The sequence below is a fragment of the Pseudomonas brassicacearum subsp. neoaurantiaca genome (assembly GCF_013608025.1).
Lineage (GTDB): Bacteria > Pseudomonadota > Gammaproteobacteria > Pseudomonadales > Pseudomonadaceae > Aquipseudomonas.
In genome coordinates this window covers 116,682-138,971 of the sequence record NZ_VDLV01000037.1, presented here as the reverse complement: position 1 = coordinate 138,971, position 22,290 = coordinate 116,682, and the positions used below count along the sequence as shown (strand labels likewise).

The following is a 22,290-nucleotide window of genomic DNA, read 5'->3' as shown; positions in this document are numbered from 1 at the left end:
AAATGAAAAATCCCCTGTGGGAGCGAGCTTGCTCCGGGCGGCGATCCGACGATGGCGGTGGGTCAGCTTGCATCAATGCTGATCCTGCCGACGCTATCGCGAGCAAGCTCGCTCCCACAGGGTTCGGTGGTGACTGGATTCAATGCGTCCCGCGAGGAATCGTCTTGAGCAAATCTTCCGGGCTGATATGCCCAACCACCGGCTGCGCCGTGCTGCCCGGCAACGGCAGGTCAAGGATGTGCCCCTTGATCTTGCCCACTACATGCATCTCGCAGGGTTTGCAGTCGAACTTCAAGGTCAGCACCTCATCACCGTGAATCAGTTGCATCGGCGCAACCTTGGTGCGCACGCCGGTGACGCCCTTGGCTTGCTTGGGGCAGAGGTTGAACGAGAAACGCAGGCAGTGCTTGGTGATCATCACCGGGACTTCGCCGGTTTCTTCGTGGGCCTCGAACGCCGCGTCGATCAGCTTGACGCCGTGGCGGTGGTAGAAGTCCCGGGCCTTCTGGTTGTAGACGTTGGCCAGGAACGACAGGTGCGATTCCGGGTACACCGGCGGCGGCGTGGTCTCGGCCTTGCGCCCGCCCCGTGGGTGCGCTGCAACCCGTGCTGCGGTCAGGGCTTCGATCACTTCGCGGCGCAGCGCCTTGAGCTGGGAGTTGGGAATGAAAAACGCCTGGGGCGCGTCCAGTTTGATCGACGTGGCGTGATACTCGGTGGTGCCCAGTTGGCCGAGCAGGTCCTGCAATTGTTCCAGGGCCTGTTCCGGCTTGTTCGCCACGCCGAAGGAACCTTCGAGGGCCACGCTGGCGCTGATGCCTTCTTCGCTGGTGGCGGTCAGCTCCAGGCGCTCTTCGCGCAACTTCGCGACCCAGGCCAGGCCCACGCGACGCTCGGCGGAGGTCTTGAGCAGCGCTTGTTGCCAGTTGTGGTCGAGGTTGCGGCTCAGCGGATGGTTGGGGCGCAACTGGTACATGCCGGCCGGCATTTCGTTGGGCTCGACGCGGTAGCGGTAGCGCTTCTGGCCTTCGTCATCAAGGAACTCGCCCTTGGGTTCGGCGATGTTGGCCCGGAAGCCCACCACTTCGCGCTTGACCAGCACGTTGAGGCCGTCGCCGTTGGACAGCGGATCGAACGTCACCACCTGCAAGTCGCGCTTGCCGACTTTCTCCACCACGCCCACCGGTACGCCGGTGAACGTCGGCGAATCGAAGGCGCCGATGTCGATCTTGCGCTCGCTGACGAAATAATCGGTGCTGCCACGGTGGAAGGTCTTGTCCGGGTCCGGCACGAAGAAATGCGCGACGCGGCCGCTGGAGGCGCGAGCCAGGTCCGGACGGTCTTCGAGGACGTCGTCCAGGCGCTGGCGATAGTATGCGGTGATGTTCTTCACATAGGCCGCATCCTTGTAGCGGCCCTCGATCTTGAACGAGCGCACGCCAGCCTCCACCAGGGCGCGGATGTTGGCGCTCTGGTTGTTGTCTTTCATCGACAACAGGTGTTTTTCGTAGGCGACCACTCGGCCCTGGTCATCCTTGAGGGTGTAGGGCAGGCGGCAGGCCTGGGAGCAGTCGCCACGGTTGGCGCTGCGGCCGTTTTGCGCGTGGGAGATGTTGCACTGTCCCGAAAACGCCACGCATAGGGCGCCGTGGATGAAGAATTCGATGGCCGCGTCGGTTTCGTCGGCGATGGCGCGGATTTCCTGCAGGTTCAGCTCACGGGCCAATACCAACTGCGAGAAACCGGCCTGGTCGAGGAATTTCGCCCGGGCGAGGGTGCGAATGTCGGTCTGGGTGCTGGCGTGCAGCTCGATCGGCGGAATGTCCAGTTCCATCACGCCCAGGTCCTGGACGATCAGGGCATCGACGCCGGCATCGTAGAGCTGGTGGATCAACTGGCGGGCCGGCTCCAGCTCGTTGTCATGCAGGATCGTGTTGATCGTGGTGAACACCCGAGCGTGGTAGCGATGGGCGAACTCCACCAACTGGGCGATATCGCTCACCTCGTTGCAGGCGTTGTGACGCGCGCCGAAACTCGGGCCACCGATGTACACGGCGTCGGCGCCATGCAGGATGGCCTCGCGGGCGATGGTCACGTCGCGGGCGGGGCTGAGCAATTCCAGATGATGTTTAGGCAAGGACATGTTTTTTTAGTCAGGCTGGTCACGGTCGAAGCGCGCATTGTAGCCGCCAGGCGCCGGATCGGCACCTGCGCAACCGGACATTGGGCGATATGAGGCGATATGCGGTTGATCGCTGCGTCAGGGCCGGGATGCACCGGCGCTGCACCAGCGGTTTCGCCCGGTGTTCTTCGCCAGGTACAAAAAGGCGTCCGCAGCCTTGATCAGCATGGCCGGGGTCGCGTCCTCGTTGCTTGGCTGGCAGGTGGTGATGCCGGCGCTGATGGTCACGATCCCCAAGGGATGATCGCCATGCTCGATGTTCAAGGCCCGCACGGCTTCGAGGATTTGCTGCGCGACCTTGGCGGCGCCTGGGCTGTCCGTGTTGGGCAGCAACACGGTGAACTCCTCGCCACCGTAGCGGACCGCCAGGTCACCAGGCCGCTTGATGGTCTGCCCGATCGCGCCGGCAATGGCCCGCAGGCAGTCATCACCGGCCGCGTGGCCATAGCGGTCGTTGAAGCGCTTGAAGTAATCGACGTCGAGCATGATCAGCGCAAGGGATGAACCCTGGCGCTTGGCCAGGCGCAGCTCATCGGCCAAGGCAATGTCCAGCCGCCGGCGATTGCCCAGCCCGGTCAGGCTGTCGGTCAGCGCCATGTCGCGCATGGCCTGGTGGGCACTGCGGATCTGCTTTTCCATGGTCATGCGGTAGCGCAATTGGCTCAGCACAATAAGACCGAAAGCCACCAGTACCGAAATCAGGAACACCAGCACCAGCCCGGTCTTGAGCAGGTCGCGACGCCACGGGCCGATGATCGACTCCCGGGACAGGCCGGCTTCCACTACCAATGGGTAGGTGGTCAGGGCCCGATAGCCGTAGAGGCGCTCGGTAGCATCGACGACGGCCTTGGCTTCGGCAGTGCCCTGGTTGGACGTAGGCAGGTAGTCTTTGAAGATCACGCTGTTGACCAGGCTCTTGCCGATCACCGAGGCGACGAAGGGCCGGCGCACCAGGATCGTTCCACTGCGTGTCGCCAGGACCAGTGCGCCCTTGTCATCGATCTTGAAATCTCCGTAGTAATCGACGAAATAGCTGACCTTGACGGTCCCGAGCATGACGCCCGCAAACGATCCGTCGGGGTTGTTCAGGCGTCTGGAGACCGGAATGATCAAGTCGTTGGTGGAGCGACTGTTGATCACCTCGCCGATGCGTACGCGCCGGTCCTCGTGGGTGCGGTGGTATTGGAAATAGTCGCGGTCGGCATTGTTCGCGGTTTCCGGGATCACTTCCTTGTCCGTTGCCAGCCATTGGCCGTCCGGGCCGTAGATAAACAGCCCGTGCAACTGCGGCATGATCGCCGCCTGTTGTACCAGCAGCCTGTGAATCCGTGGGATGTCCATGTTCTGCAGGCCATCGCCTTCCACGCGCTCGGCAAGGGCGGCGGTGGCGACGTCCACTTGTCGAATGGTGTCTTCGGCGTGCTGGGCCGTCGCCCGGGCCAGGTTTGTGACCGAATCGCGGGCAGATGCAAAAGCCGCGCGATAATCACGCCAGGTCCGCCAGCCCTCGACGGCCAGGAAGGCGATGATGACCACGAGCATGAAGCTGACGGTCAGCCGAAACGCCGCCCCGGCTCGCACAGCCTGCTGGGAGAAGGCTTCATCGGGGCTTTCGATTTTTGGCTCTGGCTGCTTGCGTCCGAGCATTGACTTATCCTTTCCACGACAGGTGCGCGCCTTACAGCGCGGAGCCTATCCTATTCGATTTCAGCACGTTAGCTAACTGCGACGAGGCAGATATAGCCGACGACACACGCCGCAGGAGGAAGGTTCATGAAAGTTGGCGTCATTTCGGACACCCACGGCCTGCTACGCCCCGAAGCGCTTGCGGCGCTGCAAGGCTGCGAGCGGATCATTCATGCCGGTGATATTGGCAGCCCGCAGATTCTGGAGGCATTGTCGGCCATCGCCGAGCTGCACGTGGTGCGGGGAAATAACGACCTGGGGGCCGATTGGGCAGGGCACATTGCCGATTGCCTGCAGTTTGACCTTGGCGGATGGCCAGGGCTGTTGGTCCATGACATCGCCGACGTGCCGGCGCCACTTGACCCGGACGTGAGGCTGGTGATCACCGGCCATTCCCATAAACCGCTGATCGAATGGCGCGGCGAGCGGCTCTATCTCAACCCGGGCAGCGCCGGCCGGCGGCGGTTCAAGCTGCCGGTGACGCTGGCGCTGCTGGAGGTCAGCGAGCAGGCGATCGAGCCGCGGATCGTGCCGTTGCTGCCGTGACGAGCACGGTTTATCTGAAGTACTTGTCGATGTAGGCCTGGATTTCCTGGCGCATGAAGCGCCCGGACTCATCCGCGCGTTCCTCCCAGCCAAACACGCACGCGGTGACGATGCCATCGAAGCCGGTCTTGGCCAGCTCACCAAAGAACAGGTCCCAGTCGATTTCGCCCTGGTGCATGTCCATGTGCTGGTGAACGGTCACTTTGGCGCCGGGCGGGTTGACGATGTAGCGCAGGCCGGAGGAGGCCTTGTGGTTGTAGGTGTCGGCGATGTGCACATGAGCAATCATCGATCCGGCTTCGGCGATCATGGCTTTCATGTCATCGCCGAAGTAGAACGTGTGAGGCGTGCAGTAGAGGAACTTGACGTTGTCCGAGCCAATGGTCTTGAGCATGTCCAGGGCCGGGTGCAGCGTCTCACACCAGTCTTCCGGATGCGGCTCGACGTTGAGGGTGACGCCTTCGGATTCGAGGATCGGCACCAGTTCCTCCATCGAGCGCCACCAGGCCGCTTCGCTTGATTCATGGCTGTGCAGGCCACCGCAGCAACTGACTTTGTGCCCGCGATCAGGCGACGGCCCGCGGCCGAATTCCGAGTTCATCGTGGTGCAGCCCATCTCCACGGCGACCTGGATCGCTTCCTTCCAGTAATTCACCGCCGCCCGGCGTTCGTCCTCGTGCGGGCTGGCCCAGCGGTACATCGGCAGCAGCGACGCGAGTTGCAGATCATGGTCGCGCAGGGCTCTCTTGAATTCGGCGATGCGTTCCTTGTGGGCCCGCGGGCGTACCCACCAAGGCAGGAAGTCTTCCCGTGGCGACAGCTCCAGGTATTGGTAGCCGAGCTCGGCGGTCTTGCGGCACAGCTCCGGCAGGCTCAGGTGACGGTGCATGTAGGGATCGAGGGCGATTTTCATTGTTGTTCTCCATTTATCAATATTGATTACCTGTGGCGAGGGAGCTTGCTCCCGCTGGACTGCGTAGCAGTCCCAAGACAGGGGCCGCTTCGCGACCCAGCGGGAGCAAGCTCCCTCGCCACAGGAATTCTCCGGCAGCGGTCAATAGGCGACCCACGCGGCATCGTTATTGGCCGATTCCACACAGCGCTCGACCCAGCGCACGCCGTCCACGCCGGCGTCGATGTCGGGATAGCGCAGCGCGGCCAGGGCCTTGGCGTCGCCACGGTTGGCGGCGTCCATGGCCAGGGCGAAGCGGCGATAGAGGTTGGACCAGCCTTCGAACAGCCCTTCGGGATGGCCGCCACCGATGCGATCGTCTTGCAACGCGTCCGGATGCAGGTAGCCCATGCCGCGCTCCAGGACTTGCGCGGGTTGGCCCTGGATTTCGAAACTCAGCTGATTGGGACGCTCATCCCACCACTCCAGGCTCGCCCGGGAACCGATCACGCGGATTTTCTGACCGTGCATGGAACCGGCGTTCACGGCGCTGGACCAGACCATGCCCATCGCGCCGCTTTCGTATTCCATCAAGGTGTAGGCGTTGTCCTCCAGTGGGGCACGGCTGGCGACGAAGCTTTGCCGGCTGCACATCAGGCGCTTGATCTTGAACTCCGGCAGCATGACCTTGGACAGGTACAGCGGATGCGTACCGACATCCCCCAGCACATAACTGGGCCCGGCCTGGCGCGGATCGACGCGCCATCGCGTTGCCTGGCTCTGCGCCTCTACCGGTGCGCTATGAAAGCCGTGGGCGAATTGCATGTGCACCATGCGAATCTCCCCCAGCTCGTGGGCGGCGATCATCGCCCGGGCCTGCTCGATCAACTGGTGCCCGGCATAGCCGTAGGTCAGGCCAACGATGCGGCCCTTGGATTTGGCCAGGTCCCGCAGCGCCTCGGCCTCGTCGAGGGTGAAGCACAGCGGTTTCTCGCAGACCACATGCAAACCGGCTTCAAGGGCCGCGCGGGTGATGGCGTAATGCGTGCCGTTGGGGGTGGCGATCGACACCGCCTCGATGCCGTCGGGTCGTTGAGCTTCCAGCTCGAACAGGCTCAGGTAGTCCGGATAACAGCGCGCCGGATCGATCCCCAACCGTTGACCAAACGCCCGGCCACGCTCAGGGTCGATGTCCAGCGCGGCGGCAACCAGTTCGAAGTTGCGGTCGCGCAGCGCGGCCGAGCGATGGATGTAGCCGATCTGGCTGTTTTCGCCGCCGCCGACCATGGCCCAGCGGATCGGCCGGGCAAGGATGTTACTGCCGTTGATCATGAGGATTCCTCAGCGCTTGGAAACCGATGCGGGAGAGAAAGGCGCGGCTGGCCGCCACGTCTTCCAGGCTGGTGGCGGCATTGCGCGGGTCGCGCTCCTGTTCGACGGTGATGCAGCCTTGGTAACCAAGCTCATGCAGGAGGCGATGCAACGCGGGGTAATCGATGGCGCCACGCCCGATCGGGCACATCACGCCCCGGGCGCAGGCGGCGAAAAAGCGGATGCGTTCGTTCAGCACCTGGTCGAAGACCACCGGGTCGATGTCCTTGAAGTGCAGGTAATCCACACGAGGAGCGTAGGTGCGTAGCGACGCGAGCGGGTCCATGCCCGCGTAATAGAGGTGGCCGGTGTCCAGGCACAGTCCGGCGACCTCGTGGGGAATTTCATCCACCAGCCGCGCCAGCTCATCGGCGAATTCGATATAGCCGCCCGCGTGAGGATGGATGACGGCGCGAATGCCGTAGGCGTGCCAGGCGATGTCAGCGATGGCGCGGATGTGCGCCATCATCGCGTTCCAACGCGCGTCGTCCAGGCGTGGCGCGCGGTCCGAGTGGCCGGCGGCGTAGTCGCGTTCGTCGTGGCCCCAGTCGATGATCACCAGGTAAGGGCCGCCGAAGCGTTGGCCGGGTTGCGGTTCGATGGGCGGCAACTGTTTGAGCAACCCGCAAATGGCGTGGGTCTGGCGCAGCAACTCCGGCAGGTTGGCCGGGCTGACCAAGTCATCGAAAATCGTCCCCGCGACGATGTGAAGGCCGTGCTCCGACAGCGCAGGCTTGAGGGTTTCGACCTCTAGCGGCAAATAGCCGTAAGGCCCCAATTCGATGCCGCGATAACCCGCCTCGGCGGCTTCGCCCAGCACGTGTCGCCAGGGTGGCAGGAACGGGTTCTTGATGTCATCGACGCCCCAGCAGCAGGGCGCCGTGCAGATGTGAATCGCCATGGAAGCACTCCGGCGGTGTTGTTGTTTTTGTCTTGCCCTGATGCTATTGCCTCGGCGCGGAGCGGGCCATGGGCTGATGGCTTAATATGTCAAAACACCTCATCATGCCCAAAAGAGGTGTCAAGACATGTCAAAGCAGCCCCGCCGAAAACTTCGCCCCACCATGGCCGACGTCGCCCGGGAAGCCGGTGTGAGCCTGTCGACGGTAGACCGCGTGCTGAACCTGCGAGCCGATGTCCGCGCCGACACCGCCCAGCGCATCGCGGCAGCGGCGGGGCGCTTGGGCTTTCATGCCAAGGGCGTGATCGAGCAACGCGTGCTCAACGACCGTCCTACTTTGCGGCTGGGGTTCCTGTTGCAGAAAAGCGGGGTGCCTTTCTACCAGGGGCTCGCCCATGCCCTGTCAAACGCCGCTGCGACCTGCACGCGAGCGCGGATTCGCGTGGTCATCGGCTACCTCGACGATCTTGATCCGACCAACGTGGCGCAACGCATCCTGGCCTTGCGTGACCAAGTGGACGGCCTCGGCGTGGTGGCGGTCGATCATCCCAGGGTGCGTGAGGCGGTGGCTCAATTGCGTGAGACAGGCATATCCGTCGTGGCGTTGCTATCGGAGTTATCAAGCAGCGCCGGCACCGGTTACGCCGGCCTCGACAACCGCCTCACCGGACGCACCGCTGGCTGGTTCATCAGCCGCCTCGCCAGACAGCCCGGTCCAGCGGCGGTCATGCTCAGCAGCCAGCGTTTCCAGTGCCAGGAATTGTGCGAACTGAGCTTTCGCAGCTACCTGGCGGAGCACTCCAGCGAATGGGAACTGCTCGCCTCGCGACTGACCCTGGAGGACGATGAATTTGCCTATGGCAACACGCTTGACCTGCTCACGGCAGAACCCGACCTGGCGGGGCTCTACGTGGCCGGCGGCGGTATCGCCGGGGTGTTGCGCGCCCTGCGCAGCCTCCAGGAACGGCAACTGCGCCTGCCCGTCGTGGTCTGCCACGACCTGACCCCGCTCACTCGGGACGCATTGAAAACCGGGCTGGTCCAGGCGGTGTTGTCCCATCCGGTGGCCACCCTGGCCGAAGAAGCCGTCGATGCCTTGGTCGAGGCTGCGACAGCCACGTCGGCGGGGCCGGTGGGGAGACGGGTCGTACCCTTGCAGATCGACGTACAGGAAAGCGTCTAGCGAAAAGTCCTCAGAGTATTTGTCTGCAAAAAAGCTGTACAAAACTCAGTTCTTGTACAAATATCGGTTTGCCTTCGCAACACGGTTGCTTGCCCAAATGCACAGATCCTATGCCGCCCGCCACCGCTTGATCATTGCCATGAGCCTTGCTCTGGCGCTGTACGCCAGCGCTGCCTTGTCGGATTGGCGCGAGGCTTTGCCCGGAGCGAATCTGATCGGTGAGGCGGATTTTCGCTGGTACGGTTTCGATGTCTACCAGGCACGGCTTTGGAGCACCGAGCCCAAGCCGAGCCTGGACACGCCTTTTGCCCTTGAGCTCGATTATCGACGCCGCATCAGCAAGCAGGACCTGGTCGAAACCAGCCTCGAAGAAATGCAACGCGTCACCGGCACGGTGCAGGATGCAGGGCGCCTGGAAGCCTGGGCGGCGCAGATGCGTCGTGCCTTTGTCGATGTGCAACCCGGCACTCGGATCACCGGCGTGTACATGCCCGGCCTAGGCTGTCGCTTTTATGTCGATGGGCGTCTTTCCCACGAAGTGGCCGACGCGCGGTTCGCCCGACTTTTTTTCTCGATCTGGCTCGCCCCGCAAACCCGCCATCCCGAGCTGCGCCAACGATTGCTGGGGCTCGATGCGTCAAATGAAAAAAGGAGCACGCCATGATCCGTCTTCTGGCCATCGTGTTGCTGGTGATGGGCCTGACCAGTTGCGGCAACGTGAACGTTGGCCGCTATGCCGACCAGCAACCGCGACTCGACCTGGAGCGTTTCTTCAGCAAACCCGTCAAGGCCTGGGGCATCTATCAGAAGCGCTCGGGCGAAGTGATCAAGCGCTTTGAAGTGGATATTTCCAGTCGCCACGATGGCGATCGGCTGATTCTCGACGAGCGCTTTCTCTACAGCGACGGCAGCCAGCAGCGTCGAGTCTGGACATTGACGCCAACCGGACCGGGACTTTGGAGTGGCCGCGCCGACGATGTGATTGGCGAAGCGTTGGGGGAGGTGGCGGGCAATACCCTGCGCTGGCGCTATCGACTGAACCTGCCAGTAGACGATTCCACTTACGAGGTGACGTTTGACGACTGGATGTACCTGATGGACGAGGACACGCTGATCAACCGCTCCAGCATGAGCAAAGCCGGCATCGAACTGGGACAAGTGACGCTGTTCTTCCGTCGCGATGCGGGGGACGCGCCATGACTTTGAAAGAACTCCTCCAAGTGGCCGTCGAGGGTCGGGTAGTCGAGTTGGAATTGCTCTCACTGGAAGGCGGAATCTACCTCCTGCGCGTCCGATTGGACCGGGAAGTGCACACGTTACTTGATGAGTCGGGGCGTTCGTTTAGGGTGCGCTCCACCACTCATCTGCGCGAGCTTTTGCATGATGTGCCGCGCCTGCCCTGCACGCTGGTTCAACATGTCGTTCATGATGAAATGTGCGGCCAGCGTGAAGGGACGATCGAGCCGTTGCGCTTGCCGCTGTTCCTCGATGAGCCTTGGTAGACAGACCGATGTTCGGGTCAGTGGACATCGGCCAGGCGCACAGCCAGCGGCAGCCATATCGCCCAGAGCGGCGCCAGCACGAGGGCGGTGCCGAGCACACCCAGTGGCAGTGAAATACCGGCCAATGGCGCGCCCGCGCAATAGGCGAGGGGGCCGCCGACTGCTCCCGCGAGGACGCCAAGCCACAGCTTTTCTCCAGCCCATGCCAGGCTGTGGCGCAGCCCGCTGGCGAAGACCAGCCAGAGCAGCGCCAGCCACAGCGGTAACGGGCTGGCACCGAAGTCGAAAAGGCCCAAGACTCCCAGGCTCCCATCCAGCAACATGCCGCTCACACCGACACGCAACAGCACCTGGCGCTCGGCCTTCGGGTCGGCGCACGACAGCAGGTGAACCAGCAACCCAACCACCACGGCGGCGAGCCACGCCGGCTGATGCGCACCCAGCACACACGCCCACCAGCCCAATTGCAGCCAGAGTGCATTGGCGACAAGCGCGGTGCGGCGGGTCATGCTTGACGCTGCTCCAGCAAGGGCGCGGGGCGGGCTCCGGGGGCGGCGAACAGCAGTTGCGCGACGCCAATGGCGCGCTCCTGGAATCCGCCCTCGCAATAGCACAGGTAAAACTCCCATAGGCGCTGGAATGTCTCGTCATACCCCAACTCCAGCAGGGCCTGGCGCGACTGGCGGAAGTTGTCGTGCCAGTGGCGCAGGGTGCGGGCATAGTGCGCGCCAAAATCTTCCAGGTGCAGCAAGTTGAGCGGGGTCTGGGCGCTGGCGGTCTTGAGCAGCATCGACAGGGATGGCAGCGCCCCACCGGGAAAAATGTGCCGCTGGATGAAGTCCACCGAGCGCCGGGCCTGGTCGTAACGCTGATCGCGGATGGTGATGGCCTGGATCAGCATCAGGCCGTCTTCCTTGAGCAGCGCGGCGCAGCGGCGGAAATACTCGGGCAGGTAGCGATGGCCGACGGCCTCGATCATCTCGATGGACACCAATTTATCGAAGCGTCCTTCCAGGTCGCGGTAATCCTGGCACAAGACTTCAATGCGTTGTTGCAAGCCCAGCGCCGCGACACGTTGACAGGTATGCGCGTACTGCTCTTGGGAAAGCGTCGTGGTGGTGACTTTGCAGCCGTAATGGGTGGCGGCATGGATGGCCAGGCTACCCCAACCGGTGCCGATCTCCAGCAGGTGGTCGCCGGGTCGCAGATCGAGCTTCCGGCAGATGCGTTCGAGCTTGTTGATCTGGGCCTGTTCGAGGCTTTGTTCGGGGTATTCGAACATCGCCGCCGAATACATCATCGTCGGATCCAGCAAGCGTTCGAACAGGCTGTTGCCCAAGTCGTAATGGGCCATGATATTGCGACGCGAGCCCTTGCGGCTGTTGCGATTGAGCCAGTGCAAGCCGCGTAGCAAAGGCCGGCCCAGGCGAGCCAGGCCGCTGTCCATCGCATCGAGCACGTCAAGGTTGGCGACGAACAGCCGGCTGACGGCAGTGAGGTCGTTGCTGCGCCAGTAGCCGTGGATATACGCCTCGCCGGCACCGATCGAACCATTGCCGGCGACCATGCCCCATACGGCGCTGTCCAGTATCTCGACCTCGGCCACCAGAGGGCTGGCCGTGTCGCCAAAGCTCAACGTATCGCCGTCGAGCACCAGGCGCAGGTGGCCGTGACGCAGGCGGCGCAGTTGTGCGAACACGGCCTGTTTGAACAGGCCGCCGCTCAACGGGCAGCCAGTGCTGGCCTTAGTGACGCTCAAGGTGGGTTCGGACATGGTCTGGATCCTTATGGACGGTTTCGCCGACGCTCAGGTCGCCATCACTGGCCTGATGGTCGTGCAGGGGCGTGCGTTTGAAGAGCAGGCGCAGGGCCTGCCAATAGATGGCGCTCACGGTGCGCAGGCTCATCCACGGAAACGCCAGCACATAGCGACGCAGTGCGGGTGCGTCGAGGGGGCGACGTTGCAGTGCGAGGTCGGCCTCGAACACCTTCTGGCCGGCGCGCCAGTTCTCCATGCGCACGCGGATGTGCGAGTCCTGGATCAGGAAGCGCATGCGGTAGTCCATGTCCCGTGGCAGGAACGGTGAAACATGGAACGCCTTGGCGACTTGGAACAGGTTCGGCGCGCCGGGGGTTACCGGCAATACGTAATGGTGGCGTTCTCGCCAGGGTGTGTTGCGCACCTCACAGAGGATTGCCGCCAGGCGCCCGTCGGTTTCGTGGCAGAAGTAAAAACTCACCGGATTGAACGACAGGCCCCAACTGCGTGGTTGGGTCAGCAGATGGATTTCGCCTTGAGGGGCGGTGCCCAAGGCTGTCTCCAGCACCTCGCGCACGGCTTGAATCAACGGAACACCCTTGCGGGTCAGGACCGGCAGATAATCCCGCTCGCGCCAGCACAGCGGCGCCACCCGCCATGGTTGCAATAAACGCGACAGGCCCAGCACTTGCGCCTGCTCGGCGAGGTCCAGGTAAAGCATGCCGATGGGATAACGGAACGCGTGGGCGCGCGGCGTCCGGCGCCGATGATCGATCCAGCCATGGCACACGCTGCTGTTCAAAGCACTTCTCCGAAATGCTCCGCCACGGCGAGTGCGCTGACCACGCCGTCCTCATGGAAGCCGCTGGCCCAATAAGCGCCGCAGAAATAACTGTGCTGCTGTCCTTGCAGGTCATTTTGCCGGGCCTGGGCAGCGACGCCGGCGAGGCTGTATTGCGGGTGTGCATAGTCGAAGCGGGCGAGTACCTTGGCCGGGTCCACCGACGTGCCTTGGTTCAGGCTCACGCAGAAAGTCACCGGGGCATCGAACCCTTGGAGGATATTCATGTTGTAGGTGAGCGCGGCGGGTGCCTGGGGTGGACCGCCCAGGCGGTAGTTCCAGCTCGCCCAGGCATTCTTGCGCCGTGGCAATAATCGGGTGTCGGTGTGCAGCAGCACCTCGTTGTGGGCGTAGGCCAGGGCACTGAGCACGTCGATTTCGTCGACGCTTGGGGTTTCGAGCAGCGCCAAGGCCTGGTCGCTGTGACAGGCGAATACCACCTTGTCGAATCGCTCCGGGCCACGATGGCTGTGCACGGTCACGCCGTCGGCGTCCCGGCTGACCCGCTGCACCGGACAGTCGAGATGAATACGCCGGCGAAAACGTGCGCACAACGGCTCGATGTAGGCGCGGGAGCCACCCTCGAGCACCCGCCATTGCGGCCGCTGGTTCACCGACAGCAGGCCGTGGTTATGGCAGAACCGCACGAAGAATTGCAGCGGGAATTCGAGCATGCCGGCGGGCGACATCGACCAGATCGCCGAGCCCATCGGCACGATGTAGTGGTTGATGAAACGTTGGCCGTAGCGCCGATCACGCAGGTAATCGCCCAACCGAGTGGCGCCGTCGATACGCTGCGCCTTCAGGTCCGCAGTTGCCTCGCGGTTGAACCTGAGAATGTCCAGCAACATGCCCCAGAAGCCTGGAGACAACAAGTTGCGTCGGCGGGCGAACAGGCTGCCCAGGGTGTGCCCTTTGTATTCCTGGCCGGACACCGGGTCCTGCACCGAGAAACTCATTTCCGTCGGGCGTGACGCCACGTCCAACTGGTCCAGCAGGCGGATGAAGTTCGGGTAGGTCCAGTCGTTGTACACGATGAAGCCAGTGTCCACGCCGTAGCGTCGGCCCTCCCAATCGATATCAACCGTATGGGTATGGCCGCCGATCCTGCCATCGGCTTCGAACACCGTAACCTGATGCTGGCGGGCCAACAGGTAGGCGCAGGTCAGCCCCGAGATACCGCTGCCAATGATTGCGATGCGCATGGTTCAAGCCTCCCCGGCGTTGCGTGAAAGACGACGGCCAAGCGCAAGGCGCCAGCGCGCGGGCAGGGTGCCCGAGCAACCGCATGACAAAAATGAACAGCCACGGGAACGCGATATCCAGCGGGCGCGCGCTCAAGCGCCGCGCGATGTGCTGCGCAGCCCGTTGTGCCGGCCAGATCTGCGGCATGGGAAAGTCATTGCGCCGGGTCAGAGGCGTATCGACAAAACCGGGGCTCACCAGGGTGACGTCGATGCCTTCGGCGGCCAGGTCGATGCGCAACGACTCGAGCAGGTAACGCAACGCAGCCTTGGATGCGCCGTAGGCACCGGCCCTGGGCAAGGCCAGCCAGGTCACCGCGCTGCACACCGCAACCAGGTGCGGCGCCTGGCCTCGGCGCAACAGGGGCAGGGCTGCTTCCAGGCAATGGCAGGTGCCCAACAGATTGGTATCGAGTACACGTTGCACCAGGTGTGTGTCGAACTGCCCCGGTTCCAGGTATTCGCAGGTGCCGGCGTTGAGAATCACCTGATCGAGCGCGGCCCATTCGACGTCGATGCGCTGGATAATGCCGGACACCTGCGCGGGATCGCTGAGGTCCCCCGGCAGCACCAATACCTGGTTTGGATAGCGTTCAGCCAAGGCTTGCAGTGGGCCGATTTGCCGCGCGCTCAATGCCAGGCGATGACCCTGTCCAAGCAGCACCGCAGCCAGCTCGGCGCCGATTCCGCTGCTGGCACCGGTCAGCCAGATGCGGCTCATGCCAGCCTCCGCTTGAGCCAGCGAATGAGCGGCCCGAAGAGAGGCAAGTGCTCGTAGAGCAGGGCGCCGGCGTCGAAGAAATCCCGATGCAGATAGACCCGATCGTTCCAGCGCAAGTAGCTGCAGCCTGCCAATTCGATCGGTGCACCTCCGTTCAGGCGCGGGTGACGAAAGCGCAGCGTCCAGCGCAGGTAGCCCTCGCCGGTGGCGGTTTCATCGTAGCCATGAAAGTCGTAATGCACGTCGCGGACGTTGGCGTAGAGCTGGGCGAAGTAATCGCGCAAGGCCGGCAGCCCTTCGACCCGGTGCAATGGGTCTTGGAAGAGCACATCGTCGCTGTAGAGCCTGTCGAGTTCGGCCAGACGGCTGGCGTCCAGTTCGGCGAACGCGTGGGCGAAACCCTTGAGAAAGGCAGACATGTCAGGCTCCGAAAGTTGTACATGGTGGTATTCCTGTACAAGTATTCGGAGCGTACTGCATGAGTTGTACGAGATAAAGTGTTTTGTATAAGTATTTCGCAGTTTTGTACAACTCAAGGTGGCGAGCAATGGAGCGCTTCCATGCGCCCCGCTGTGTGCCTGCCTTTATTGCGTGGGCAGGCTCGGATAATCCGTATAACCCGCTTCTTCGCCCTGATAGAACGTGGCTGGATCTGCCGCGTTCAACGCCTCACCCAACCTGAAACGCTCCACCAGGTCCGGATTCGCCAGGAACGGTGTGCCAAACGCCACCAAGTCCGCCGAGCCCTGGCTGATCGCCATGCTCGCACGTTCAGCGCTGTAGCCGCCGTTGGCAATGTACGGCCCGCCAAAGCGCCGCTTGAGTTCGAGGAAATCGAACGGGCCTTCGCCCAGTTCCACAATGTGCAGGTAAGCCAGGCCATAGCGGCTGAGCATCCGGGCCGCGTGGTCGAAAGTTGCCTGGGGATGGCTGTCGCTCATCGAGAAATAGCTGAAGATCGGCGACAGGCGAACGCCAACGCGGCTGGCGCCGAACACCTCGATCACCGACTCGACCACTTCCTTGAGGAAGCGTGCGCGGTTCTCGATCGAGCCGCCGTAGGCATCGGTGCGCTGGTTGGTGCCGTCACGCAGGAACTGGTCGATCAGGTAGCCGTTGGCACCGTGAATCTCCACTCCATCGAAACCGGCGAGCTTGGCGTTGAGGGCGGCCTTGCGGAAATCATCGACCACGCTAGGGATTTCATCCAGCGCCAGGGCCCGGGGCAATTCATAGGGCTTGAGGCCTTCGGCGGTATAGATTTCACCGTCGGCCTTGATCGCCGACGGGGCCACGGGCAGGGCGCCGTCAGCCTGGACCAGGGAATGGGACAACCGGCCCACGTGCCAGAGTTGCAAGTAGATTTGCCCACCTTGGGCGTGAACAGCGTCGGTCACCTGTTTCCAGCTGGCGACTTGCTGGCTGGTGAAAATCCCGGGGGTGCGCAGGTAGCCCTTGCCTTGGGCCGAAACCTGCGAGCCTTCGGTAACGATTAGGCCGGCGCTGGCCCGCTGGCTGTAATACTCGGCCATGAGCGGCGTCGCGACATCGCTGTCACCTGCGCGGCTGCGGGTCATGGGGGCCATGACCATGCGGTTTTTCAGGGACAGCTTGCCAACCTGGACGCGTGACAGCAGAAGATCAAGACCGATGTGGCTCATGAGGCACCTTTGATTAACAGGAATGGAAATGGAGATCGAGGGACGGCTAGGCCAGCCGCCCTTGTTGTTTCAACTGGGCGCCGATGCGGCGGATTTCGCTTTCGCCCTGTTCCAGCGCCGCCTCGCTGGTGTGGACTGAGTAGTGACCCATCACCAGGTCGTGGGGATGCTTGACCGCCGAACCGAGCACGAAGGAGGTCGCGCCCCGGGCAACGATGTCGATGGCTGTGGCGCAGACCTGGAAGACCACCATCTCACCGGCAGCGACATTTGCGCCCGCGTCGAGGCTGCCGCTGTTCACGGCCAGCCACGCAACGTCGTGGCCTGCCGGCGGTGTGTAGCGCCAGCGCTCTTTGTCCTTGAGCTGCACGGCCAGGTAGTTCATGCCGGCGGGTGCGGCGACGCTGCTGCGCGCGGCGCCGTATTGGCCGAGCAGGACCAACGCCGGACCGTCCCGAGGAATCTCGGAGGGGGCGAGATAGACGCTGTGGGCCGGGGCATTCTCCTGGTCGGGCGGCAACGCTACCCAGAGTTGAAACCCGCGTATGGGCGAGCCGCCAACGGGCCGGGCGTCATGCCATACGCCGTTGCCGGCTTGCATCCATTCCATGCCGCCACTCGGTAGCGTGCCGGATTTGCCGGTGGTGTCCTCGTAGACCACTTCGCCCTCGATCATGTAGGTCAGCGTCGCGATCCCGGAATGAGGGTGCATGCCGAAGCCGCGTGGCATGCCTTTGGCGCTTAATTCGAACAGATCGAGGAACACGAAAGGTTTGCACAATTGACCCAAGTCGCCGGGGCTCATGAGCCGGATGATGGGGCCATGACTGCTGCCACGGGTGCGGTGGACGATGGCGCGCGGTGGCGTCGCGACGATGCTGTTCATGAAAGGTCCTCGCCGTTCTGGAGACGTTGGTTTCGATGGGCAAAGAGTAAGCGGCTTCCAATGGCTTGATTAGCCGATACAATCGGATTGAACTCATCCAATAAACGAAGGAATGTCGATGCTGGACTTGAACGACGTGGCGCTGTTTGTCCAAGTGGTGCGCAGCGGCAGTTTTGCCGAAGCGGCCAGGCGCTTGGGCATGCCTTCGAACACCGTGAGCCGGCGTGTCCAGCAATTGGAAGTGCAACTGGGCTCAAGGTTGTTACAGCGCTCCACCCGCAAGCTCACGTTGACCCACGTGGGCGAGGGATTCTATGAGCGTTGCGGGGGCGCGGTGGACGGCTTGATCGACGCGGGCCAGGCCTTGATGCATGGCAGCGACGAACCGGCCGGCCTGGTGCGGATCGCCGCGATGGCGGACTTCTTCGATTTCTTCCCGATGGAATGGATTGCCGACTTCCTCGCCGCGCATCCGCGGGTGCAACTCGATTTTGTGCTCAGTGATTCCCGGGTCGACTTGATCGCCGATCGCGTCGATGTCGCGTTTCGAGGCGGCGCGTTGCAGGACTCGGGGTATGTCGGCCGGCAACTGATCAGCAATGCCAGCGACGGCATGGTGGCCAGTCCGGCCTACATCGCTGGGTGGGGCATGCCGACGTCGTTGGACGACTTGGCTCGGCACTACAGCGTGAACTTTCCCCATCCCAGTGGACTGAGCCAGTGGCAACTCATCGGTCCGGATGGCCATGAAGTGGAAGTGCAGATACCCAGCCGCTTCAACGCCAACACCGCCCAGGCGTTACGCAAGGCAGCGGTGGCGGGCCTGGGCATCGCCGTGTTGCCGTCGGCCCTGAGCGCCATGGACCTGGAGGCTGGCCGGTTGGTGCGCGTACTGCCGCAGTACCAACGCAGCGGCTTCGGCCTGAACGTGCTCTACCCAAGCCGACGGCAACTGCCCTTGGCGGTCTCGGCATTCATTGCGCTGGTGATGGAGAAGCTCGAGCTCAAGGCGTTCCCCGCCCGGCCTAGCTGAATGCACCTTTTCGGTACTTTTTGAACCTAGGATTGCCCTCGGTTGGCGCAACGCCGGACCGAGCAGTTTTTTCCTTCCCAGCCACAACAAAAACCCTCGTTTCGCAAATTCCCGCCTGCCAACACAATCGCCTCGACAGCTCATTTCGATAGCTGAAATCGCAGAATAACAAGAAACCGAAACCCGAGGCGGCACTGCGCCGACCTGAGCCAAACCCACTGCCGGAAGTGCCCAGACATGCCCGTTGAAACCCTACGCATCGATACGCTTGTAATAGGTGCCGGCCAGGCCGGTGTCGCCATGAGTGAACATTTGAGCCGCCAAGGCGTGCCGCACCTGGTGGTCGAGCGCAACCGCATCGCCGAGGCCTGGCGCACGTCGCGCTGGGATTCGCTGGTCGCCAACGGCCCGGCCTGGCATGACCGCTTTCCCGGCCTCGAATTCGCCGGCCTGGATCCCGATGCCTTTGCTTCCAAGGACCAGGTGGCCGAGTACTTCGAGGCCTATGCCCGCAAATTCAATGCGCCGATCCGCACCGGGGTGGAAGTGCGCAAGGTCGAGCGCACTGTCGGTCGTCCGGGGTTTACCGTTGATACGTCGGACGGCCTGATCGAAGCCAGAAATGTGGTGGTCGCCACCGGTCCTTTCCAGCGCCCCGTCATCCCGCCTATCGCGCCTGAAATGGCCACGGTCACGCAGATTCATTCGGCGCAATACCGCAACCCCCCGCAGTTGGCCGAAGGTGCCGTGCTGGTGGTCGGTGCAGGATCGTCGGGAGTGCAGATTGCCGATGAATTGCAGCGCGCCGGCAAGCAGGTCTATCTCTCGGTGGGGGCTCACGATCGCCCACCACGCGCCTATCGCAACCGGGATTTCTGCTGGTGGCTGGGGGTGCTGGGCGAGTGGGATGCCGAAGCGGTCAAGCCGGGCAAGGAGCACGTCACCATCGCCGTGAGTGGCGCGCGGGGCGGCCACACCGTGGACTTTCGTCGGCTGGCCCACGAAGGCATCACGCTGGTGGGCCTGACCCGGGCGTTCGACGGCAGCCTGGTGAGTTTCGAGTCCAACCTGGCCGAGAACATCGCCCGTGGTGATGAAAACTACCTGGCCTTGCTTGACGCCGCCGATGCCTATATCGAGCGCAATGGCCTGGACCTGCCGCCCGAGCCCGAGGCGCGCCGGTTGTTGCCTGATCCTGAATGCATGACCGATCCGATCCTGGCATTGGACCTGGTCGAAGCGGGCGTCACGACCATCATCTGGGCCACCGGGTATTCGGTGGACTACAGCTGGCTGAACGTCGATGTGCTGAAAGCCGACGGCAAGCCTCGGCATCAGCGCGGCGTGAGCAACGAGCCGGGCCTCTATTTTGTCGGCCTGCCATGGCTCTCGCGGCGCGGCTCGGCGTTCATCTGGGGCGTGTGGCACGACGCTCGGCATATCACCGAGCACATCGTCAAACAGCGCACGTACTTCGACTACCGCGATGCATCCCAACGTGATTCGCAACCTTTGAAAACCAGCCTGACGGGAGTTCGTTGATGCCTACTCATACTCGCATCCGCATGTTCAACACCAAGGACACCTACCCGAACCAGACCCTGGACAACGACCTGTGCCAGGCCGTGCGCGCTGGCAACACCGTGTATGTCCGAGGACAGGTGGGCACCGATTTCGACGGCCAGTTGGTCGGCCTCGGCGACCCGCGTGCCCAGGCCGAGCAGGCCATGCGCAACGTCAAGCAATTGCTGGAAGAAGCCGGCAGCGACCTGAGCCACATCGTCAAGACCACCACTTACCTGATCGACCCGCGCTACCGCGAGCCGGTGTATCAGGAGGTCGGTAAATGGCTCAAGGGCGTATTCCCGATTTCCACCGGGCTGGTGGTCAGCGCCCTCGGCCAGCCGCAGTGGCTGATGGAAATCGACGTGATCGCGGTCATCCCCGAATAAGGAGCACGACATGACGTTTTCCATCGTCGGACGCTGCGCCGAAACCGGCCAGCTGGGCATCGCCATCAGCTCGTCGAGCATTGCCGTCGGCGCCCGTTGCCCCTGGCTGCGGGCCGGGGTGGGCGCGGTGTCGAGCCAGAACATCACATTGCCTGCGCTGGGGCCGCAGATCCTCGACGAATTGGCCGCAGGTTCCATGGCCCAAGAGGCACTGGATCGGGCCCTGGCGCGCAACGGCTACAGCGAGTATCGCCAGGTTGCCGTGGTGGATGCACAGGGGCGTACGGCGGTGTTCAGTGGTCGCCATGCGTTGGGCGTCCACGGCGCCGTGGTTGGTGAGCAATGTGTGGCGGCCGGCAACCTGCTGGCGGGCGATGGGGTCATCGCCGCCATGGTCGCGGCATTCGAGCAGGGCGAAGGCAGCCTCGCGTCACGCCTGCTGGGCGCACTGCAGGCGGGACAGGCCGCAGGTGGCGAAGCCGGGGCGGTGCATTCGGCAGCGTTGTCGGTGGTGGACGACCTGACCTGGCCGATCGTCGATCTGCGGGTCGATTGGGCGGATGAAAACCCCATCGGCGAATTGGAAAAACTCTGGCTCGCCTATCAGCCGCAATTGCAGGACTACCTGACCCGCGCCCTTGATCCAACCCAGGCGCCCAGCTATGGGGTGCCGGGCGATGAGTGAGCTGCGCAGTTGCGCACTGCTCGCCAAACTGGTGGGCTTTGCCACGGTCAGCCGCGATTCAAACCTGGCGTTGATCGAGTTCGTACGCGATTACCTGCACGGGCTGGGCGTGAGCAGCGAGCTCATTTATAACGCCGAGCGGACCAAGGCCAACCTGTTGGCGAGCATCGGCCCGTCGGTGCCGGGCGGTGTGGTGTTGTCCGGGCATACCGATGTGGTGCCGGTGGATGGGCAGGCCTGGACGGTCGAACCGTTCCGCTTGAGCGAGCGGGACGGCAAGTTGTTCGGTCGCGGTACGGCGGACATGAAGGGCTACCTGGCTTCCGTGCTCGCGGCGGTGCCGACGTTCCTCGCCAGCCCGTTAACGCGCCCTGTACACCTGGCGTTCTCTTATGACGAGGAAGTCGGTTGCCTGGGCGTGCGCGGTCTGCTGGAAGTCCTGCCACAACGGGTTCCAAAGCCGGCCTTGTGCCTGATCGGTGAGCCCACTGAGTTGCAACCGGTGCTGGGCCACAAAGGCAAGTTGGCGATGCGTTGCCACGTCAAGGGCGCGCCTTGTCATTCCGCCTATGCGCCTCACGGAGTCAACGCCATCGAGCAAGCCGCGCGCCTGATCGGTCATCTGGGTGAGATTGGCGCGGAACTGGCCGAGCCTTCGCGACACGATGCGCGCTTCGACCCGGCCTATTCGACGGTGCAGGTTGGCGTGATCCAGGGCGGCACGGCGCTGAATATCGTCCCCGCCGATTGCCGCTTCGACTTTGAAGTGCGTGCCTTGCCGGACTTCGTCCCGCAGAAGGTGGTGGAGAAATTGCAGGACTACGCCGAACAAGCGCTGCTGCCCAGAATGCGGGCGGTTCACGCCGACACCGCGATCCGTTTCGAGCCTTTGTCGGCCTACCCCGGCCTGGCGACTTCGCCGGACAGCGAAGCGGCGCGCCTGGTGGCCCGGCTGTGTGGCAGCGACGCCTTTGGCACCGTGGCGTTCGGCACCGAAGGTGGGTTGTTCCATCAGGCCGGCATCGCGACGGTGGTCTGCGGTCCCGGCAGCATGGATCAGGGCCACAAGCCCGACGAGTACGTGAGCGTCGAGCAGATGGCCGGCTGTGACCGGTTGATGGATCGCCTGGCGATTCACCTGAGCGCGCCCGATGGACGGGACCCAGGATGAACAGTTTTGTAATCGCTGTAGACCACGCCGCCCGCGCTTACGGTCACTTTTGAGTCCCGTCGCCGACTCGTGCG

General features: G+C 63.2%; 22 protein-coding genes and 1 pseudogene. 10 read left to right on the top strand and 13 right to left on the bottom strand.

Annotation, left to right across the window (positions count from 1 at the left end):
- Window positions 1-139: 139 nt before the first annotated feature.
- Window positions 140-2,143 (bottom strand): peptidase U32 family protein, encoded by a 2,004-nt coding sequence (locus FHK92_RS20090; RefSeq protein ID WP_181289594.1) that lies wholly within the window; start codon window positions 2,141-2,143, stop codon window positions 140-142.
- Between the two features lie 117 nt (window positions 2,144-2,260).
- Complete coding sequence (locus FHK92_RS20085; protein ID WP_181289593.1) at window positions 2,261-3,829, bottom strand: sensor domain-containing diguanylate cyclase; 1,569 nt, start codon at window positions 3,827-3,829, stop codon at window positions 2,261-2,263.
- Window positions 3,830-3,955: 126 nt separating this feature from the next.
- On the opposite strand from FHK92_RS20085, the gene FHK92_RS20080 reads away from it, so the two are divergent.
- A complete protein-coding gene (locus FHK92_RS20080; RefSeq protein ID WP_181289592.1) occupies window positions 3,956-4,414 on the top strand; it encodes a metallophosphoesterase family protein in 459 nt (152 codons plus the stop codon).
- A gap of 10 nt (window positions 4,415-4,424) precedes the next feature.
- Here the strand turns inward: FHK92_RS20080 and FHK92_RS20075 are convergent, their stop codons facing one another.
- From FHK92_RS20075 to FHK92_RS20065, 3 genes are all read right to left on the bottom strand, one after another.
- On the bottom strand, window positions 4,425-5,327 hold the full coding sequence (locus FHK92_RS20075) for a sugar phosphate isomerase/epimerase family protein (protein WP_181289591.1): 903 nt from the start codon (window positions 5,325-5,327) through the stop codon (window positions 4,425-4,427).
- Window positions 5,328-5,468: 141 nt separating this feature from the next.
- Window positions 5,469-6,638 carry a Gfo/Idh/MocA family protein gene (locus tag FHK92_RS20070; protein ID WP_181289590.1) on the bottom strand — a complete coding sequence of 390 codons (1,170 nt, stop codon included), beginning with the start codon at window positions 6,636-6,638 and terminating at the stop codon, window positions 5,469-5,471.
- On the bottom strand, window positions 6,622-7,578 hold the full coding sequence (locus FHK92_RS20065; protein WP_181289589.1) for a TIM barrel protein: 957 nt from the start codon (window positions 7,576-7,578) through the stop codon (window positions 6,622-6,624). The genes FHK92_RS20070 and FHK92_RS20065 overlap by 17 nt, the downstream gene beginning before the upstream one ends.
- A gap of 127 nt (window positions 7,579-7,705) precedes the next feature.
- Here FHK92_RS20065 and FHK92_RS20060 point away from each other — a divergent pair, with 127 nt between their 5' ends.
- From FHK92_RS20060 to FHK92_RS20045, 4 genes are all read left to right on the top strand, one after another.
- Entirely contained in the window at window positions 7,706-8,761 is a 1,056-nt protein-coding gene (locus FHK92_RS20060; protein ID WP_181289588.1) for a LacI family DNA-binding transcriptional regulator, read from the top strand.
- Window positions 8,762-8,858: 97 nt separating this feature from the next.
- Window positions 8,859-9,425: a chalcone isomerase family protein gene (locus FHK92_RS20055; protein ID WP_181289587.1), complete on the top strand. Its 567-nt coding sequence runs from the start codon at window positions 8,859-8,861 to the stop codon at window positions 9,423-9,425.
- The gene (locus tag FHK92_RS20050; RefSeq protein ID WP_181289586.1) at window positions 9,422-9,961 is read left to right on the top strand and encodes a DUF3833 domain-containing protein; all 540 of its coding nucleotides are present in this window, start codon (window positions 9,422-9,424) and stop codon (window positions 9,959-9,961) included. The genes FHK92_RS20055 and FHK92_RS20050 overlap by 4 nt, the downstream gene beginning before the upstream one ends.
- Window positions 9,958-10,263 carry a DUF6482 family protein gene (locus FHK92_RS20045; RefSeq protein WP_181289585.1) on the top strand — a complete coding sequence of 102 codons (306 nt, stop codon included), beginning with the start codon at window positions 9,958-9,960 and terminating at the stop codon, window positions 10,261-10,263. Before FHK92_RS20050 ends, FHK92_RS20045 begins: the two co-directional genes overlap by 4 nt.
- Window positions 10,264-10,280: 17 nt before the next feature.
- Here FHK92_RS20045 and FHK92_RS20040 read toward each other — a convergent pair whose 3' ends face one another.
- From FHK92_RS20040 to FHK92_RS20005, 8 genes and pseudogenes are all read right to left on the bottom strand, one after another.
- Window positions 10,281-10,772, bottom strand: coding sequence for a DUF2878 domain-containing protein (locus FHK92_RS20040; protein ID WP_181289584.1), 492 nt, complete (start codon window positions 10,770-10,772; stop codon window positions 10,281-10,283).
- The gene (locus FHK92_RS20035; protein WP_181289583.1) at window positions 10,769-12,037 is read right to left on the bottom strand and encodes an SAM-dependent methyltransferase; all 1,269 of its coding nucleotides are present in this window, start codon (window positions 12,035-12,037) and stop codon (window positions 10,769-10,771) included. The genes FHK92_RS20040 and FHK92_RS20035 overlap by 4 nt, the downstream gene beginning before the upstream one ends.
- Window positions 12,009-12,824: a DUF1365 domain-containing protein gene (locus FHK92_RS20030; protein ID WP_181289582.1), complete on the bottom strand. Its 816-nt coding sequence runs from the start codon at window positions 12,822-12,824 to the stop codon at window positions 12,009-12,011. Before FHK92_RS20030 ends, FHK92_RS20035 begins: the two co-directional genes overlap by 29 nt.
- On the bottom strand, window positions 12,821-14,068 hold the full coding sequence (locus tag FHK92_RS20025; protein ID WP_181289581.1) for an NAD(P)/FAD-dependent oxidoreductase: 1,248 nt from the start codon (window positions 14,066-14,068) through the stop codon (window positions 12,821-12,823). The genes FHK92_RS20030 and FHK92_RS20025 overlap by 4 nt, the downstream gene beginning before the upstream one ends.
- A gap of 3 nt (window positions 14,069-14,071) precedes the next feature.
- Window positions 14,072-14,828 (bottom strand): annotated as a pseudogene (locus FHK92_RS20020) (SDR family NAD(P)-dependent oxidoreductase).
- Window positions 14,825-15,247, bottom strand: a complete 423-nt coding sequence (locus FHK92_RS20015) for a nuclear transport factor 2 family protein (protein WP_181289580.1) — start codon at window positions 15,245-15,247, stop codon at window positions 14,825-14,827. Before FHK92_RS20015 ends, FHK92_RS20020 begins: the two are co-directional and overlap by 4 nt.
- 165 nt (window positions 15,248-15,412) lie before the next feature.
- The gene (locus tag FHK92_RS20010; RefSeq protein ID WP_181289579.1) at window positions 15,413-16,489 is read right to left on the bottom strand and encodes an alkene reductase; all 1,077 of its coding nucleotides are present in this window, start codon (window positions 16,487-16,489) and stop codon (window positions 15,413-15,415) included.
- Window positions 16,490-16,535: 46 nt separating this feature from the next.
- A complete protein-coding gene (locus FHK92_RS20005; protein WP_181289578.1) occupies window positions 16,536-17,375 on the bottom strand; it encodes a pirin family protein in 840 nt (279 codons plus the stop codon).
- Window positions 17,376-17,493: 118 nt separating this feature from the next.
- Between FHK92_RS20005 and FHK92_RS20000 the strand changes: the two genes are divergently transcribed.
- The 5 genes from FHK92_RS20000 (at window position 17,494) to argE (ending at window position 22,216) form a co-directional block, all read left to right on the top strand.
- Window positions 17,494-18,408 carry a LysR family transcriptional regulator gene (locus FHK92_RS20000; RefSeq protein WP_181289577.1) on the top strand — a complete coding sequence of 305 codons (915 nt, stop codon included), beginning with the start codon at window positions 17,494-17,496 and terminating at the stop codon, window positions 18,406-18,408.
- A gap of 237 nt (window positions 18,409-18,645) precedes the next feature.
- Window positions 18,646-19,950: a flavin-containing monooxygenase gene (locus FHK92_RS19995; protein WP_181289576.1), complete on the top strand. Its 1,305-nt coding sequence runs from the start codon at window positions 18,646-18,648 to the stop codon at window positions 19,948-19,950.
- The gene (locus tag FHK92_RS19990) at window positions 19,950-20,360 is read left to right on the top strand and encodes a RidA family protein (protein WP_003182257.1); all 411 of its coding nucleotides are present in this window, start codon (window positions 19,950-19,952) and stop codon (window positions 20,358-20,360) included. Before FHK92_RS19995 ends, FHK92_RS19990 begins: the two co-directional genes overlap by 1 nt.
- Window positions 20,361-20,370: 10 nt before the next feature.
- Window positions 20,371-21,045 carry a DUF1028 domain-containing protein gene (locus FHK92_RS19985; protein ID WP_181289575.1) on the top strand — a complete coding sequence of 225 codons (675 nt, stop codon included), beginning with the start codon at window positions 20,371-20,373 and terminating at the stop codon, window positions 21,043-21,045.
- Window positions 21,038-22,216: an acetylornithine deacetylase gene (gene argE / locus FHK92_RS19980; protein WP_181289574.1), complete on the top strand. Its 1,179-nt coding sequence runs from the start codon at window positions 21,038-21,040 to the stop codon at window positions 22,214-22,216. Before FHK92_RS19985 ends, argE begins: the two co-directional genes overlap by 8 nt.
- The last annotated feature ends 74 nt before the right edge of the window (window positions 22,217-22,290 follow it).